General features: G+C 39.0%; 16 protein-coding genes and 1 pseudogene. 11 read left to right on the top strand and 6 right to left on the bottom strand.

The annotated features are described in order from the left end of the window. Nucleotides 1-68: 68 nt before the first annotated feature. From fabF to NMG88_RS19610, 3 genes are all read left to right on the top strand, one after another. Nucleotides 69-1,322 carry a beta-ketoacyl-ACP synthase II gene (fabF, locus tag NMG88_RS19600; protein WP_254035722.1) on the top strand — a complete coding sequence of 418 codons (1,254 nt, stop codon included), beginning with the start codon at nt 69-71 and terminating at the stop codon, nt 1,320-1,322. A gap of 154 nt (nt 1,323-1,476) precedes the next feature. After that, entirely contained in the window at nt 1,477-2,652 is a 1,176-nt protein-coding gene (gene sat, locus NMG88_RS19605) for a sulfate adenylyltransferase (protein WP_042156129.1), read from the top strand. Between the two features lie 262 nt (nt 2,653-2,914). Next, on the top strand, nt 2,915-5,200 hold the full coding sequence (locus tag NMG88_RS19610; protein ID WP_254035723.1) for a caspase family protein: 2,286 nt from the start codon (nt 2,915-2,917) through the stop codon (nt 5,198-5,200). Nucleotides 5,201-5,245: 45 nt separating this feature from the next. Here NMG88_RS19610 and NMG88_RS19615 read toward each other — a convergent pair whose 3' ends face one another. Further along, a complete protein-coding gene (locus tag NMG88_RS19615; protein WP_167541240.1) occupies nt 5,246-5,392 on the bottom strand; it encodes a hypothetical protein in 147 nt (48 codons plus the stop codon). Between the two features lie 288 nt (nt 5,393-5,680). Then, nucleotides 5,681-6,964 (bottom strand): valine--pyruvate transaminase, encoded by a 1,284-nt coding sequence (locus NMG88_RS19620; protein ID WP_042156126.1) that lies wholly within the window; start codon nt 6,962-6,964, stop codon nt 5,681-5,683. A 201-nt stretch (nt 6,965-7,165) separates the two neighbouring features. Here NMG88_RS19620 and NMG88_RS19625 point away from each other — a divergent pair, with 201 nt between their 5' ends. From NMG88_RS19625 to NMG88_RS19640, 4 genes are all read left to right on the top strand, one after another. Continuing rightward, the gene (locus tag NMG88_RS19625) at nt 7,166-8,008 is read left to right on the top strand and encodes a Tab2/Atab2 family RNA-binding protein (RefSeq protein ID WP_042156124.1); all 843 of its coding nucleotides are present in this window, start codon (nt 7,166-7,168) and stop codon (nt 8,006-8,008) included. Nucleotides 8,009-8,145: 137 nt separating this feature from the next. Beyond that, nucleotides 8,146-8,934: an Rpn family recombination-promoting nuclease/putative transposase gene (locus NMG88_RS19630; RefSeq protein WP_042156122.1), complete on the top strand. Its 789-nt coding sequence runs from the start codon at nt 8,146-8,148 to the stop codon at nt 8,932-8,934. A gap of 194 nt (nt 8,935-9,128) precedes the next feature. Continuing rightward, complete coding sequence (locus NMG88_RS19635; RefSeq protein WP_254035724.1) at nt 9,129-10,259, top strand: histidinol-phosphate transaminase; 1,131 nt, start codon at nt 9,129-9,131, stop codon at nt 10,257-10,259. 107 nt (nt 10,260-10,366) lie between these two features. After that, on the top strand, nt 10,367-11,149 hold the full coding sequence (locus NMG88_RS19640) for an ABC transporter permease (RefSeq protein ID WP_042156118.1): 783 nt from the start codon (nt 10,367-10,369) through the stop codon (nt 11,147-11,149). A gap of 66 nt (nt 11,150-11,215) precedes the next feature. Here NMG88_RS19640 and NMG88_RS22760 read toward each other — a convergent pair whose 3' ends face one another. From NMG88_RS22760 to NMG88_RS19655, 3 genes and pseudogenes are all read right to left on the bottom strand, one after another. After that, nucleotides 11,216-11,395: a WD40 repeat domain-containing protein gene (locus NMG88_RS22760; RefSeq protein WP_081846488.1), complete on the bottom strand. Its 180-nt coding sequence runs from the start codon at nt 11,393-11,395 to the stop codon at nt 11,216-11,218. Further along, nucleotides 11,394-11,711, bottom strand: a pseudogene (locus NMG88_RS19650) (4-Cys prefix domain-containing protein); the annotation flags it as partial. The gene NMG88_RS22760 and the pseudogene NMG88_RS19650, both read right to left, overlap by 2 nt. Nucleotides 11,712-11,919: 208 nt before the next feature. Then, nucleotides 11,920-12,321: an AbrB family transcriptional regulator gene (locus NMG88_RS19655; protein WP_042156114.1), complete on the bottom strand. Its 402-nt coding sequence runs from the start codon at nt 12,319-12,321 to the stop codon at nt 11,920-11,922. Between the two features lie 467 nt (nt 12,322-12,788). On the opposite strand from NMG88_RS19655, the gene NMG88_RS19660 reads away from it, so the two are divergent. From NMG88_RS19660 to pyrR, 3 genes are all read left to right on the top strand, one after another. After that, complete coding sequence (locus NMG88_RS19660; RefSeq protein ID WP_026795654.1) at nt 12,789-13,232, top strand: Rrf2 family transcriptional regulator; 444 nt, start codon at nt 12,789-12,791, stop codon at nt 13,230-13,232. 63 nt (nt 13,233-13,295) lie between these two features. Next, a complete protein-coding gene (gene cbiB / locus NMG88_RS19665; RefSeq protein WP_026795653.1) occupies nt 13,296-14,294 on the top strand; it encodes an adenosylcobinamide-phosphate synthase CbiB in 999 nt (332 codons plus the stop codon). A gap of 48 nt (nt 14,295-14,342) precedes the next feature. Beyond that, complete coding sequence (pyrR, locus tag NMG88_RS19670; RefSeq protein WP_026785894.1) at nt 14,343-14,882, top strand: bifunctional pyr operon transcriptional regulator/uracil phosphoribosyltransferase PyrR; 540 nt, start codon at nt 14,343-14,345, stop codon at nt 14,880-14,882. 141 nt (nt 14,883-15,023) lie between these two features. Here pyrR and NMG88_RS19675 read toward each other — a convergent pair whose 3' ends face one another. Beyond that, the gene (locus NMG88_RS19675; protein WP_042156111.1) at nt 15,024-15,209 is read right to left on the bottom strand and encodes a hypothetical protein; all 186 of its coding nucleotides are present in this window, start codon (nt 15,207-15,209) and stop codon (nt 15,024-15,026) included. Nucleotides 15,210-15,298: 89 nt separating this feature from the next. On the opposite strand from NMG88_RS19675, the gene NMG88_RS19680 reads away from it, so the two are divergent. Beyond that, nucleotides 15,299-16,675, top strand: a complete 1,377-nt coding sequence (locus NMG88_RS19680) for a 16S rRNA (cytosine(967)-C(5))-methyltransferase (RefSeq protein WP_235752180.1) — start codon at nt 15,299-15,301, stop codon at nt 16,673-16,675. Nucleotides 16,676-16,688: the final 13 nt, after the last annotated feature.

Consider the following 16,688-nt stretch of genomic DNA (forward strand, 5'->3'; position numbering starts at 1 on the left):
TTATAGCGTTAGTTTTGGTTCTCACTGACGTTCTGCATTTTGGGTGATCAATTTTTGAATTGAATATCATGACTACGATGAATTTGAAGCGGGTTGTTGTAACTGGTTTAGGGGCAATTACTCCGCTTGGAAATACTAAGGCTGAATATTGGGACGGGTTAATTAACGGACGCAATGGAATTGACCTAATTACCCGATTTGATGCCTCAAAACACGATTGTCGCATTGCTGGTGAGGTAAAGGGATTCGACCCCTGTGATTACATCTCGCGCAAGGAAGCCAAGCGTATGGATCGCTTCGCTCAGTTTGCGGTAGCGGCTAGTCAACAAGCTGTTTCTGATGCCGGATTCGTGATTAATGACTTAAATGCAGAACAGGTGGGTGTCATTATTGGAACGGGTATTGGCGGACTGAAGGTGCTTGAAGATCAGCAAGAGATCTATTTAACTCGTGGCCCCGATCGCTGTAGTCCGTTTATGATCCCGATGATGATTGCTAACATGGCGGCCGGACTCACGGCGATTCATACCGGGGCAAAGGGGCCTAATTCCTGTTCGGTGACGGCCTGTGCAGCTGGGTCAAATTCCGTGGGCGATGCCTTTCGTTTAATTCAACGGGGCTATGCTCAAGCGATGATTTGTGGCGGCACCGAAGCGGCCGTTACTCCGTTATCGGTGGCGGGATTTGCAGCAGCCCGGGCACTTTCTACTCGCAATGATGAACCCCTAATCGCCTGTCGTCCCTTTGATCGGGATCGAGATGGATTTGTCATGGGAGAGGGGGCCGGAATTTTACTCTTAGAAGAATTAGACTGTGCTTTAAGTCGAGGTGCCCGGATTTATGCGGAAATGGTGGGTTATGGGATGACCTGTGATGCCTACCATATCACCTCCCCTGTTCCTGGGGGAGAAGGGGCTAGTAGAGCTATTTCCTTGGCGATGAAGGATGCCGGAATTACCCCGGAACAAATTAGTTATATTAATGCCCATGGAACTAGCACCGCAGCTAACGACACTACGGAAACCGCCGCCATTAAACGGGTATTAGGCGAGAGTGCTTACAAGATAACGGTAAGTTCAACTAAATCAATGACCGGCCACTTGTTGGGGGGATCGGGAGGAATTGAAGCGGTGGCGACGGCGATGGCGATTGCGGAGGATCGGGTACCTCCGACAATTAATTTGGATAATCCAGATCCCGAATGTGATTTGGATTATGTTCCTCATCACAGTCGCGCCCAAGTTGTGAATGTGGCTTTATCCAATTCCTTTGGATTTGGGGGTCATAATGTCACCTTAGTATTTAGAAAGTTTCAACCGTGATCTGGCAATTTTTACCAATTCAGCCACCCTTGTGGCGTAGTGAAAAATCCACTCGCCTTCGGGCAGTGGAGGATGTCAACAAATCCTAGTAGTATAGAAACATCAATAAAATTGAATAATTGTCAATTTTTTAGTTAGCTTAGAGAGGTTATCCTTGAGTCAATCACTAGACGCCATTGTTCCCCACGGTGGACATCTAATTAATCGTATTGCAACTCCTGACCAACGACAGGAATTTTTGGACAAAGCAGCACATTTACCGATAGTTGAGTTGGATGAGCGATCGCTTTCTGATTTAGAATTAATCGCTATTGGTGGTTTTAGTCCCCTAACTGGGTTTATGGGACAGGCGGACTATAAAACCGTTGTTGACCAAATGCACCTGAGTAATGGTTTACCCTGGTCAATTCCGATCACTTTGTCTGTGTCTGAGGAGGTCGCCTCGAACCTAAAAGAAGGAGGTTTGGTGCGTTTAGATTCCCCCGGCGGTGAGTTTGTTGGGGTTTTGGAACTGACGGAAAAATATTCCTACGACAAGGAAACTGAAGCCCTGAAAGTCTACCGTACCACAGACGAAAAACATCCTGGGGTGAAAGTCGTTTATGATCAAGGGGGAATTAATCTTGCTGGCCCAGTGTGGTTATTAGAGCGTCAATCCCATCCCTACTTCCCGAAATATCAAATTGACCCGGCTGAATCTCGGGCAATATTTAGAGAAAAAGGCTGGAAAACTATTGTTGGATTTCAAACCCGAAACCCCATCCATCGCGCCCATGAATACATCCAAAAATGTGCTTTAGAAACCGTTGATGGCTTGTTTTTGCATCCTTTAGTTGGGGCGACAAAATCCGATGATATTCCGGCGGATGTACGGATGCGCTGTTATGAAATTTTGATTGATCATTACTATCCTAAACAACGGGTGATTTTAGCAATTAATCCGGCTGCAATGCGTTATGCTGGCCCCCGGGAAGCGATTTTTCATGCGCTGGTGCGGAAAAATTATGGCTGTACTCATTTTATTGTGGGTCGGGATCATGCCGGGGTGGGTGATTATTATGGTACTTACGATGCTCAATATATTTTCGATGAGTTTGAGCCGGGGGAATTAGGTATTACTCCGATGATGTTTGAACACGCTTTTTACTGTAAGGTGACGGAAGGAATGGCAACCAGTAAAACCAGTCCCAGTTCACCGGAACAGCGAGTTCATTTATCGGGAACTAAGGTACGAGAATTGCTCCGTCGGGGAGAACTTCCACCCCCGGAATTTTCCCGCCCCGAAGTTGCTAATGAATTAATTAAAGCAATGAAAACAAATAATCAGTAGTCAGTTATTAGTTATCAGTTATCAGTGTAATAGTTGATATTATAGTTAATAGTTAATTAGCTGTTTTTAAATTATTACCTAATAACTGATATAGCAACCGCCAAGGCAGTTAGGACACCAGACGGATCTTAGAACCCAGACGGTGAAGTATTTTCCCCCCAGATCCGGCTTCCCTGTTCCCTGCTATAACGGTTCCAGAGGCGCCGTGGCAATTCTAAACACTGATAACTGATTACTGATTACTGATAACTGATTTTTGGTAATGGGACTAAAACGACGGGAATTTTTACAACGGACTGGCTTACTCCTGGCGGCACTGGGGATTAATCAAAGACTGTATTATCGTTCTGATCAAGCCGCTTCACAGCCAGCCCGACGGAAGTTAGCCCTATTAGTTGGAATTAATCAATATCCAACTGCAAATCGCATTCAAGAACCGTTGCAAGGCTGTTTAACGGATGTGGAATTACAACGGAATTTGTTAATTTATAAATTCGGTTTTCAACCCGATGATATTGTCACGTTAACAAATGAAGCAGCTACTAGAAATCAAATTGAATCGGCATTTATTTTCCATTTAATTGAACAGGCTAAAACCGGGGATTTAGTGCTGTTTCATTTTAGTGGTTATGGTAGTTGTATTCCCCGTGATAATTCGGTTGATAATCAATCTCAAATTCAGCATTCTTATCTTCCTGTTGATATTGCTTTATCAGAAACGGAAACTGTTAATGATATTTTAGAAGATACCTTGTGGTTATTATTGCGATCGCTAAAAACTTCTAACATAATTACTATTTTAGATACAAGCTTTATTTATCCAGGATATCATCAACAAGGGACTCTAAAAATTCGCGCTATTCCCAGTCCAACCACCGTTGAAATTAATCCAGCAGAATTAGATTTACAAAATCAACTATTATCTAGTTTAGGCATTTCTCGTCAAGAATTAGAACAAAGAAAACCAGGTTTACCAGGGATAGTTTTATCCGCATCTAAACCATCCCAAATCGCCACAGAAGCTCGATGGGATGGCTTTAATGCAGGATTATTCACTTATATCTTAACCCAAACCCTCTGGGGGGCAAGTTCACCCCGGAATTTATCAGATCAAATCCGTCGGGTTGCGGGAGAATTTGAACAAATTGTGGGATCATCTCAACAACCCCAACTGCGCCGCACATTAACGGGGTCTAATTCTAAAACTGAATCAGAATTTTCTTTAGGGAATTTATGGATTAATTCTCCTCCGGTTGATGGTGTAATTACCGGAGTTGAAGATAATGGCAAAACAGCCAAAATTTTATTAACTGGTCTGCCAGCTTTTGTGTTAGATTCCTATAGTTTAAATAGTGTATTAACGATTATATCAGAGTCAAATTCTTTAGAAAATCCTATCTATTTACAATTGCGTTCTCGCACTGGATTAAATGCCAAAGCGCAAATAAAAAATAATAATTCAACGTCATTTTTAGGATTAGAAATCGGACAAAAAGTGCAAGAATCAATTAGAATTTTACCTCGAAAAATTGATTTAAAAATTGCCTTAGATCCGAAATTATCTCGAATTGAACGAGTTGATGCAACCAGCACCTTTTCCGATTCTCCTCGGATGGCAATTGTAGCAGGTGATCAACCTGCGGATTATGTCCTGAGTCGCGTTACTGATACCACTATTGCCCAAACTTTGAACCCACCCTTATCCCCTTTATTTCAGGGCAGATATGGGTTATTTTCTAAGGGTTTAGTCTTACTTCCCGATACCGTTGGCGAAGGAGGAGAAGCGGTAAAAGTTGCGATACATCGGTTAATTCCCCAACTAAAAACCCGGTTAGCAATTAAGTTATTAAGATTAACAGAAAATGAACGTTCCTCCCATTTAAAAGTAAAAGCGTCTTTAAATTTATTATCCCCCCAATCTCAAGTTTTAATTAAACGAAAAACCACAGGATTTTTTAATACTATCAATCGAGAAAATGCTAATAATATTAATTCTCATTCTAGTTTAAATCAACATAAGATTACCGCTTCCGAAAATATTGGTATTGTCAGAGTAACTCTAGGAAGTCGTTTACAATATCAACTCCAAAATCAAGGAGAATTTCCGGTTTATTTCCTAGTATTTTCTCTGAATAGTGAAGGAGAAACTTATATTTTTAATTCAGGTTTTGACCCTCAACAACAACAAATTACACCCGGCAAATCCTTGAGTTTACCGACCAATAATATTTATAGTGGAAATTCTTCCACAGAAATGATCGGAGAAATGGTCAAAGGGTCAACCAGATTAGTAGAAACCCACGTTATTTTAAGTCATAATCCCTTCTTAGAAACATTAGAAATTTCAGATAGAAATATTAATAAAAATGAAGGTATGTTAAAATTTAATCGAGTTTCTAATCCTTTGAATATTGTGGATGCAATTTTACAAGATTTGAATAGAGGTAGTCAACCAACCTTAGAAAAAATGGGAATTATCACCGATGATTTAGCCCTGGATATTAATAGTTGGGCAACGTTTAATTTTGTTTATCGGGTTGTAGGATAGAAATTAACAAAAAATTATGTGAATTAGCGTTGAAATTATCCAGCTTTAGATAATACCTCGTCCTAATACTTTTCTCTTTAATGCTAACACACGGGGACGCGCTCCTTTGCCGGAAAAACCTAAGCCTTCTCGAAAGATTTCCGGCATATAAAAACGAGCTATATCTTCTTTTTCTTTATCTTCATAAATCACTCATGTCCTCTAATATTCTAACGGTTTTTGGTTCCATACCAAACGTTTCTACAGCAATTTGATAAAAGTTATCTTCTACACTAAATTCTACAGGTAATGTAGAATCACCTATATCAAGCTGAATAATAAATTGTTCCTCTTGATACCAATCCCCAAACCATTCTTTTAAAATAGTATTAATTTGAGGTTTATAGCCATTAACCTGTTATTATCCCTTAGATTATAGAAATTAATTAACTGAGATTGATATAGATAATCCCCCCTGAGTAGCAAGAGGGATTGGAGAATTTAAACACCCACAATAGAATGATTATAAACCTGTTCAATAACAGTTGCTAACCGTTTCATCCCTTCTGTAATTTCCTCATTTGTAGCAGTTAAACTAATCCGAATACATTGGTTTTTATGACTCCACTCTCCTTGTAAACCCGGGAAAAATGAACTACCCGGAACTACAATTACCCCCACTTCTTTTAACTGTTGATACAGTTCCCAGTCAGTTATCGGTAAATCTTTAAACCACATCCAGGCAAAAATTGCCCCTTCTCCCCGATGTAAAAACCAGGGTAAATTTTTAGGCATAGCTTGATTTAATGCTGTTTCCACAACGGTGAATTTCTGTTGATAATAGGGACGAATTACCTCCGCGGCAATTTCTGATAATGCTCCAGAACCAATAGCACGGGCGGCAATAGCTTGTCCATAACGGGGGGAATGAATACACATATTGGTTTGAAATGCTTCTAATACTTGAATTGTGATTTCATTGCCAATAGCAATCCCTAATCGTTCCCCTGGTAATCCTGCTTTTGATAAACTAATACAGTGAATAATATTATCGCCAAAAACTGGTTTCATTTCGGTGAAATTTAGGGCAGGAAATGGGGGAGCATAAGCAGAATCAATAAATACTGGAACGTTAAAATTAGCAGCTAAATTGGCAATTTTTTTAACTTCTTCTTCGGTTAAAACGTTTCCACTGGGGTTACAAGGACGGGAAAATATAACACATCCTGTGGTTTCATCAATAATTAATTGACTAAAATCAGGACGATATTTAAAATGATGATTGACTTCATCAATATCTAACTTTGGTTGATAGGAAAAAACCGCTTCAGGAATTAAACTCACACCCCCATATCCGGTATAATCAGGACTCAAAGGAAGAACAATTTTTTTCAATTTACCATCGGTGGTATATCCGCCAAAAGCATTGGTAGCATAGAAATAAATTGATTGACTACCAGGTGTAATTAATACATTGCGGTCGGTTAAATTTAACCCGTAACGAGAATTAAAATCCTCAACAATGACATCAATAAATGGTTGATATCCCTGACTAGAACCATATCGACAAACGACTTCCCCATATTCAGGACTTGATAGTAATTCTGCGGTACAATCTCGCCACAATTGTTCAACTTCGGGCAAAATTACCGGATTTCCTGCACTTAAATTAATAAAATCTTTGCCTTTTCCTAATCTTAAAGTTTCAATAATATCTTTCATAATCGCACGAACTCCCGTTAAATGAGACATCCGTTCGCCAAATTGTGTCAAAGCAGGATTCATAGTTTTATAACCAAATTAATTAACATCATCCCCCTATAATTAGGAGATAGTAGGTAGGAGCTAGAATTATAACCCGAAATCCGATACCCACAACTTTAGTGATGGAATCTGACATCTGTTAATCCTCATTTGATCAATCTTAACCTTAGAATTGAAAATATAGAATAGTTTTCAACCAGAATATTAGGATTTTTTGTGTCTATGGTAATTTGGCAAGCTGATTTTTATCGTCGTCCCCTCAAGGATGCAAGCGGACAACCTCTTTGGGAGTTGTTAGTCTGTGACGAAACTCGCCAGGTTGAGTTCATAGCGATGTGTCCTCAGTCGCAAGCAAATTCAACTTGGTTAATAGAACAATTGCAACAAGTAATTGTTACTCAAAAACCTGATAAAATCCAAGTGTTTCGTCCCCAGTCTTTAAGTTTATTAGAAACGGCTGGCAAAGGATTAGGAATTGTAGTGGAACCCTATCGAAATACCAAGACATTAAAACAATGGTTAACTGAACGTTCAACACAATATTCTCAGTCAGAATATTATACAGCAGAACCCTATAATCCTGTGAAATTAGAACAAATGCCACCTTTACCATTACCCGATAAATTATGGGGTGATAGTTGGAAATTTGCAAGTATTTCTGCCGGAAATTTACAAGAATTTTTTGCCGACCGTCCGATTCCTATTGTACAAATTCAGGATAATTTTTTACCCATAAATATAGGTTTAGCATCGGTAGTAGCGATTCCTGGGATTATTATTAATGGTGGTAAAAAATCAATGCAATTAGCCAGATGGTTAGAGGAAATTCGACCCTTTGCTTTCAATTATATTGCAGGTTCTCCTAATGGATTGATCTTAGAATCAGGTTTAGTTGATCGTTGGGTGATGGCAACCTTTGAAGATGCGGAAGTTATGGATTCTGCTAAAACCTTTGAAGTCAGAAAACAGTTAGCAAAAGGATTACATTTTCTATTAGTTCAACCGGATGATTCGGGGATGACTTTTACTGGTTTTTGGCTATTACAAGGGGAAATAAAAAACTAATGACTTGATAAATTGGGTTTCTTGAATAAACCCGATTTCTGAATAGTCTACAGTTTAACTTCTACAATTTCAGCTTATATGATAGATTGATCATTGTAAAATGAATAGGTCAGATGATTGGGGAGGAATAATCCGGGGTGTTTGACAGTATTTGCAAGTTTCTGGCAGAAAATTTTTCTGAAGATTTGGCGAGTTGGTTGTTGGGTTCTCCCGTTGCATTAACTGAGTTGAGTCCCCAAGAGTTATCATTAGAACCAATTCGGGCTGATTCTTTAATCTTACTGCAATCAGATGATCTGGTTTTGCACACAGAATTTCAAACCGAACCCGATGCTAAAATCCCCTTTAGGATGTTAGATTATCGAGTAAGGGTCTATCGTCGTTTTCCCAACAAAGTCATGCGTCAGGTGGTGATTTATCTGGGTCAAACTAATTCTCTTTTAGTTCAAGAAAATAGTTTTCGTCTGGAGAATACGTTTCATCAGTTTGAGGTGATTCGTCTTTGGGAACAACCGCCGGAACAGTTTTTAAATGTAACAGGATTGTTACCTTTTGCTGTACTTAGTCAGACCGATGATCCGACCATGATATTAAGTCAAGTTGCTGAAGTAATTGAGGGAATTACCGATCAACAAGTTCAAAGCAATCTTGTTGCGGCCTCGGCAATTTTGGCGGGTTTAGTTTTAAATAAAGATACAGTGAAAAGACTTTTAAGGAGTGATCTTATGAGAAATTCAGTCATTTATCAAGAAATTCTACAGGAAGGGAAATTGGAAGGGAAATTGGAAGGGAAATTGGAAGGGAAATTGGAAGGCAAATTGGAAGGGAAAGAAGAAGTTGCTTTAAATTTATTACGAATGGGTTTTAGTTTAGAGCAAGTTGTTCAAGCAACGGGATTAAGTCTTGAAAAGATTCAATCTTTGTAAATTAGCTTTGACAGCATTAATGATTGATTAATGGAGGTGAACAAAATGCAAATTTATTTTCCTGAATCAGGATAACGAATAGTTCAGCTAAAATGACATCTAAAAATATTGTTTTTTGGATGTTATTTTAGTCTAAATTAAGGGATAATAGATTTTGTCTAAACTTCAGAAAAAATTACGATTACCTCAACACCATGCTGTCTTTTCTTCGTAACGACCTCAACCAACTTCAGGCCTATGCTCCCCACCCAGGAGGCAATTCTGGCAGTCCGATCGAGACTCAAATATTAGACCGTTTAGATACTAATGAATGTCCCTATGATTTACCTGAAGAATTAAAACAAAAGCTGGCTTGGACATATCAACATGAAATTGAAACTAATCGTTATCCTGATGGTAGTCATTTTCCGTTAAAAATAGCTATCGCTAATTATATTAACGAGATTATTTCTAATTCTGAGGCTTTTGTCAATCCTGAGCAGATTTCCGTTGGCAATGGGTCAGATGAATTAATTCGATCCATCTTAATTGCCACTTGTTTGGGGGGAGAAGGCTCAATTTTAGTGGCTAATCCTACCTTTTCCATGTATGGAATTATTGCCCAAACGTTAGGGATTTCGGTTGTTGGTATAGGACGGGATAAAGATACCTTTGAGATGGATTTAAACGCGGCTAAAACTGCGATTGAAACAACACAAAATCCTCCGATTCGAGTTGTATTTGTAGTTCATCCTAATTCTCCTACAGCGAATGCTTTAACGGATAATGAATTAGACTGGTTGCGTCAGTTACCAGAACAGATTTTAGTGGTAATTGATGAAGCCTATTTTGAGTTTAGTCAAACCAGCGTTATAGAGGAGTTAAAACAGCATCCCAATTGGGTGATTTTACGCACATTTTCTAAAGCATTTCGTTTAGCTTCCTTGCGGGCTGGATATGCGATCGCCCATCCTGAATTAATTACCGCTTTAGAAAAAGTTCGGCTTCCCTATAACCTTCCTAGTTTCACACAAACGGCTGCATTATTAGCATTAAATAATTGTCAAGATTTGCTGAAAGTTATCCCTGAAATTTTAGCAGAAAGGACTAATTTAATTAATGCTTTAACTGAAAATAAACAATTAAAAATTTGGCGAAGTGATGCTAATTTTATTTATATTAGACTCACTGATGAACAAAATTCTGATCAAGCCTTAAACCAGATTATGCAGCAATTAAAAACCAAAGGAACATTAGTTCGTCACACCGGAGGAGGACTAAGAATTACCGTTGGTCGTCCTAACGAAAATCAACGCACCATTGAACGATTATTTTCTATTCTATAGTTAAGTAAAAAAAAGGTTTGGGCGGGTTTGTACAAATTACGATGATTAGTTTAAGATTTGGGTGAACCCGCCCTTACAATGGATTTATTGTTGATTTTGTATTAATTATGCAACGCTATTTTAAGATTTTAATGTTATTTTGGGAAACTGCGATCGCAGCAGAACTAGAATATCGGATTAACTTTCTGATTTCTGCTATCACAAGTTTAGGAAGTTTAATTGGCAGTATTTTTAGCCTATTTTTATTTTATAGAACGGGTTACAGTTTTGAAGGATGGAGTTGGGAAGAAGCCTTAGTTGTTTTGGGAATATTTACAATATTACAAGGATTTTCAACCACAATATTAGTTCCCAATTTAAACAGAATTGTGACTCATGTTCAAGATGGAACCTTAGATTTTGTATTACTTAAACCCCTGAGTAGTCAATTTTGGCTATCGACTCGTATGGTGTCGCCTTGGGGAACACCTGACCTAATTTTTGGGTGTTCAATGGTTGCTTATCAAGGGAGTAAACTAGGCTTAACCTGGAAAGATTATTTAGCAAGTTTATTACCTTTATCTTTTGGAATGATGAGTTTATATAGTTTATGGTTTATCTTAGGCGCGACCAGTATTTGGTTTGTGAAAATTTATAATGTGACGGAAGTATTACAGGGATTATTAGAAGCCGGAAGATATCCAATGGTGGCTTATCCTATGGCTTATCGTTTCTTTTTTACCTTTATTATTCCTGTCGCTTTTTTAACAACAATTCCAGCAGAATCAATCCTAGGAAGAAATAATATATCCTGGGTGGTAGGTTCGGGATTTTTAGCCCTGGGATTATTATTTATTTCGGCTAGATTTTGGCAATTTGCCTTAAAATTTTATACCAGTGCATCGAGTTAATTTTAAGTACGATTGAAACTTACCAAGTAGAGGTAAGCGCCCTAGTAGTGAGGCGTTCACGCCTCTTTAAGATGCGTCGCATCGCAACAACGGACGCCATATTTTAATTGTTCCGTCTTGACTCCCGCTAACTATTGTTTGATTATCGGGACTAATGGCAATGGAATAAACAATACCTGTATGTCCGGTTAAGGTACAAATTTCTTCTCCTGTTTCTATCCCATAAATGACCCAAGATCGTAATATAAGCTAAAAGCTCAGGAATATGAGAGTGCTTACCTAATTCATCTAACCTAATTGCTTCCTGTGCAAATAATTCCGATGCTTTTTGCCAAGTATCAGCATCTTGAGATTGGGGAAAAAATTGTTTAATGACACAGCGCGGTTTAGAAGGTTTATCGTCATCAACGGCTAAAAATGTTTTCCCAAATCCCCCTTGTCCAATGATATCAATAGCTTGATATCGATCTTTTAACCGTAGTTGATTCCCACAGGTTAAACAAAATTGACTCTGATCAGAATTATAGAGTTTAGCACATTCGGGATTTAAACAATAAGCCATAGAAAAACTTCTAGTATTCCCATCCAATTGTAGAGTATGCCATTAGATCCGTCATAGTCCCCTTGATCATCTTTCTTTGTGTCTTAGTACCTTTGTGGTTATTTTAATATAACAATAGCTGGCAGGGACTTAAAAAGAGCCATTGCCAGTCTAAAGTGTGTACGTTCAAATTTAGTCTCAGGACTTATTAAAAACAATATCCCTGGGATTATTCTTCGTCGTCTCCAGCTTCAACTTGTTTGAGGTGAATATGCTTACGTCCGAGAGAAATTTCAAACTCATCGCCAGCCGTTAAATCCATTTGTTTTGTATAGGCTGCACCAATCAACAAGTTTCCATTTGATTGCACACTAATTCTATAACTAGCAGAGCGTCCACCCCGGCCGTTTCCTTGTTGTTTGCCATCTAACTCAATTCCCTCAGCATCAATTAAAGCATTGAGGAATTTCATCATGTTGACACGCTCAACATTATTCTTAGTCAGGGTGTAGTAACCACATTCTCTAGCTTTTTCTTCTTTGCTCAGATGTTCAAGTCCTTTGACTTTATCGAGTAAAGCTTCCCCAGTTAGAGGCTGAGGTTGAGGATCAGAACTTTTCTTTTTAACCATTAACTGTGCCTGTAAATGTTTTACAAAAGGTCTTGACTTTTATCGTGGGTGGGTGATAGATCACCCAGATTTTTTAGCTAGATCCTTGCTTGAGAAACTATATTACACTAATTAAGGAAATTATTCACCTATTTTAAAAATTTTTTATTGGATCTAATTAGGGTCAAGGAGTTGAGTGGAAGGGTGGGACATCCAACAACTCAGGATCGGGTTCAGCTATCAGCTTTTCGGGAATAGCATTAATCCCTATAGCATCAACTCAAACTCCCCTTTAAATCCCAAAATTTCCTGTTCAGACTGATGAGAAGTTATCAACTCCAGACTAAACTCTTGAGGCGGATCTTGCTGCGCGATCGGTTAGAGTTGTGGTGAATTTCGTTTAGGTATGCTCAAATTGGTAGAATCACCTCAAGACCATCTTTAGCCTTTAAAACTCCATTGCCAAGTTATCTATTTTATTACCCAGAATGAAGTTAACGACACGGGGACACTATAGCGTTAAAGCCTTGCTTGATCTATCCTTACAACGGGGGATGGAGCCGACTTCTGTGAATGCGATCGCACGACGTCAAAATATTCCTGCACCCTATCTGGAAAAACTCCTGATCGAGATGCGACGATCGGGGTTAGTTGAATCAGTTCGAGGTGCTCAAGGAGGCTATCAATTGGCAAAATCTCCAGCCCAAATCTCCCTAGGACAAATATTAGAAGCAGTGGGAGAAACTATTGAACCTTTACCCCGCCATCAAGCGGATATTGAACAAGCAGAAGACTGGGTAACTTTTACCCTATGGAATCGGTTACACCAAAAGCTGAAAGAGGCACTCTATGGGATTTCCCTCGAAGATCTCTATTATGATGCTCGCAGTTGGCAAGCCGCCCAGGGGGAAGAAACAAGTTTTGTGGTTTAGGGAATTTTGCACCCCAGAAGTTGAGTTCCAGATTGATTGTCCTTTTCTATTTATCAATTGTCCATGACGGATTTTAATTCCCTAATCATTATATTGATTGCTGCTGTGGGTGATTATCTGATTGGAGATCCCAAAAATTGGTTACATCCAGTGCAGGTGATGGGGTGGATAATTACTTACTATACTCAAATTTTCTTTAAATACTTTGATCAACCGAGAATTCTGCGGGTGGCGGGGGTATTTCTGACCCTAATTGTGGTATTGGGGAGTGCTTTGACAGTGGCGTTAATTAGAGAGGGGGTACGGGTGCTAGTTGTCAAATTTTCGGGGCCTGAAATTTTGACCATTGCGGTAGAAAGTATTCTCCTGGCCAGTTGTTTTGCGGGTCGGAGTTTAAGGGATTCCGCCGAGGATGTTTTATATTGGATTGATCAAGGAGATTTAGTTACGGCTCGTCAACGATTAAGTCGTTATGTAGGTCGAGATACCGAAACCCTATCGGAATCAGAAATCCTTAGAGCGGTTTTAGAAACCGTGACAGAAAATGCCACCGATGGCGTCATGGCTCCTTTATTTTATGCCTTAATTGGTGCGGTATTACCTGGGGTCGGTAGTGTCCCTCTTACTTTTGCCTACAAAGCCGCTAGTACCCTCGATTCTATGGTCGGTTATCGAGAAGCACCCTATGGGGATATAGGATGGTTTAGTGCCAAATTAGAGGATGTTTTAACTTGGCTTCCCTGTCGATTAACGGTGATCATGATCGCTATATTATCAGGAAAACCTGGTTATGTTTTCAGCATTTGTCAACGGGATGCTGTTTTTGATCCGAGTCCCAATGCGGGATGGAGTGAATGCGCTTATGCCGCCGCCCTGGGGGTACAAGTAGGGGGAGAAAATTCCTATCGGGGGGTGATTAAACAGAAACCTTTCTTGGGAGATCCTCAACAACCGATTACATCAACTACCATTAAACAAGCATTACAACTGACTCGATATAGTTTTTTAATCACGTTAGGATTATTTACAGGGGGATTTATCCTTTTCAACATGGGAAATTAATCCCTAAGTGCTTAAAAAAAAATCAAGATTGTTAATTTTTAATCTAAAATGACAAAAATTGTTGAAATTCTGTCTGCGGCTGAAATCCGACGAACCGTCACCCGGATGGCTTCACAAATTGTTGAAAAATATGGGAATTTAGACAATATAGTTTTACTCGGAATCTATACCCGTGGGGTTCTATTAGCGGAACTTTTGGCTAATCAAATTGAAGTCTTGGAACAGTTGCGGGTTCCGGTGGGGGCATTAGATATTACGTTTTATCGAGATGATTTAGACCAAGTGGGAATGCGAACTCCAGAAAAAACTAAGATTCCCTTTGACTTGACAGGAAAAACCGTGGTTTTAGTGGATGATGTGATTTATAAAGGCAGAACAATTAGGGCGGCTCTCAACGCTGTAATTGATTATGGACGTCCTGAAACCATTGGGTTAGCGGTTCTGGTGGATAGGGGTCATCGCCAACTTCCGATTCATCCTGATTTTACAGGTAAAAAGCTCCCCACCGCCAAGGAAGAACAGGTGAAGGTCTATTTAGAAGATCTGGATGGGCGGGATGCCGTTGAATTATTATCTCCTATTTCTTAGTGAAAATCTTTGAAAAACCCGTTGTTGCGCTTGATCGCTCTTAGTAGTTGTTGCGGTTGAGCGCTCTTATTCAGAGCTTTAGCAGCAACAACAAATTTTTTTAATATAGAACAGCCCCCGGGGAACAGGGGGGAAAATACTTCACTGTCTGGTAAAATAGGAAAGTAGAGCTAGGCTAAAACCTAAATTTAGGCGTTTTTGAATTAAATGCTTTCGCCAAGTGTCATAAGTAGGAGCCTGAGATAAAACAAAACCCGAAGAAAATATCTTGAATTTTGTTTGAATAAATTCACCAAATTCTGATAGTCTTGATTCAGTTGTAGTCATGGGTTACTTGGGTTTCCTGAAGGAGATTCATACAATCTTACGAGGAGCAATTATTTTACAATTACCTGGAATTGAATTTTATAATAACTGTGAATAATAATCCACGCCAAGTTGCATTTTTAGCACTCCGAGACATTAACCGACGAGGGGGGCTCGCAGATGTGGTTTTAGATCAATGGCTTCGTGAATCCGATCTATCAGATATTAACCGACGCTTAACCACGGAATTAGTATATGGTTGTGTGCGTAGACGGCGATCGCTTGATAGTTTAATTGATTACTTAGCCCCAAAAAAATCCCATCAACAGCACCCGGATATTCGTACTATACTACATCTCGGTTTTTATCAAATTTGCTATCTGAATCAAGTTCCTAATTCGGCGGCGGTCGATACCAGTGTTGAATTAGTTAAACAGAATGGACTAACCCATTTTAGTGGTTTTGTCAATGGGATATTGAGACATTATATTAGAGAATCTGAAAAATGTCCTGTAGAAACTTCTGATTCTTTTAACTCTGTTTTTACCCCCTTTAAATTACCCCAAAATCCCATAGAAAAATTAGGAATTATCTATAGTTTTCCCGACTGGCTAATTCAATTTTGGTTAGATACTTTAGGATTAGCAGAAACCGAACAGCTTTGTAATTGGTTTAATCAATCTCCCACTATTGATTTAAGAATTAATCCCCTACAAACCACTTTAGAAACCGTAGAATCAGAATTTCAATCTAGGGGAATTTCTGTTAATAGAATTTCCGGTTTACCCCTAGGATTAAGATTAACTGGTAGTATCGGATCAATTAAAGATTTACCCGGTTATAATCAAGGTTGGTGGTCAATTCAAGATGGTAGCGCCCAATGGGTTAGCTATTTATTAGATCCCCAACCCGGAGAAACTATTATTGACGCCTGTGCCGCCCCGGGTGGAAAAACCACCCATATTGCTGAATTAATTCAAGATCAAGGTCAAGTTTTAGGCTTTGATTCTATTAAATCCAGACTGAAAAAAATCAAGCAAAATTTAACTCGATTAAAACTTAATTCCATTCAAATCAAAGCAGGCGATGCTAGGAAATTAGATGGGTGTTTCGAGATAGCTGATCGGCTATTATTAGATGCTCCCTGTTCCGGTTTAGGAACCTTACATCGACGGGCGGATGGACGATGGAAACATGATCTTCAAAATATCCAAGACCTGTCTCAATTGCAGTTAGAACTATTAGAAACAACTCAAAATTGGGTCAACCCAGGTGGCTGTTTAGTCTATGCAACCTGTACTCTCCATCCTCAAGAAAATGAAACCATAATTCAAAACTTTTTAAGTCAACATTCTAACTGGAAAATTCAAACTCCCCCGGAAAGTTTTTGTTTAACTACCGAACCGGAAGGCTGGATTAAAATTTGGCCCCACAGACAGAATATGGATGGATTTTTTATGGTAAAATTAATCAAAGATCTAACTTAATTATTATTAACTT

This window comes from Planktothrix agardhii (genome assembly GCF_904830935.1).
Lineage (GTDB): Bacteria > Cyanobacteriota > Cyanobacteriia > Cyanobacteriales > Microcoleaceae > Planktothrix > Planktothrix agardhii.

What these genes read in the sequence shown, in the direction of transcription:
- NMG88_RS19675 (WP_042156111.1), bottom strand. Translation starts at nt 15,209, where the DNA reads ATGACTACAACTGAATCAAGACTATCAGAATTTGGTGAATTTATTCAA.
- NMG88_RS19655 (WP_042156114.1), bottom strand. Translation starts at nt 12,321, where the DNA reads ATGGTTAAAAAGAAAAGTTCTGATCCTCAACCTCAGCCTCTAACTGGG.
- cbiB (WP_026795653.1), top strand. Translation starts at nt 13,296, where the DNA reads ATGACGGATTTTAATTCCCTAATCATTATATTGATTGCTGCTGTGGGT.
- NMG88_RS19640 (WP_042156118.1), top strand. Translation starts at nt 10,367, where the DNA reads ATGCAACGCTATTTTAAGATTTTAATGTTATTTTGGGAAACTGCGATC.
- NMG88_RS19625 (WP_042156124.1), top strand. Translation starts at nt 7,166, where the DNA reads ATGGTAATTTGGCAAGCTGATTTTTATCGTCGTCCCCTCAAGGATGCA.
- NMG88_RS19660 (WP_026795654.1), top strand. Translation starts at nt 12,789, where the DNA reads ATGAAGTTAACGACACGGGGACACTATAGCGTTAAAGCCTTGCTTGAT.
- NMG88_RS19620 (WP_042156126.1), bottom strand. Translation starts at nt 6,964, where the DNA reads ATGAATCCTGCTTTGACACAATTTGGCGAACGGATGTCTCATTTAACG.
- NMG88_RS19635 (WP_254035724.1), top strand. Translation starts at nt 9,129, where the DNA reads ATGCTGTCTTTTCTTCGTAACGACCTCAACCAACTTCAGGCCTATGCT.
- pyrR (WP_026785894.1), top strand. Translation starts at nt 14,343, where the DNA reads ATGACAAAAATTGTTGAAATTCTGTCTGCGGCTGAAATCCGACGAACC.
- NMG88_RS19610 (WP_254035723.1), top strand. Translation starts at nt 2,915, where the DNA reads ATGGGACTAAAACGACGGGAATTTTTACAACGGACTGGCTTACTCCTG.
- fabF (WP_254035722.1), top strand. Translation starts at nt 69, where the DNA reads ATGACTACGATGAATTTGAAGCGGGTTGTTGTAACTGGTTTAGGGGCA.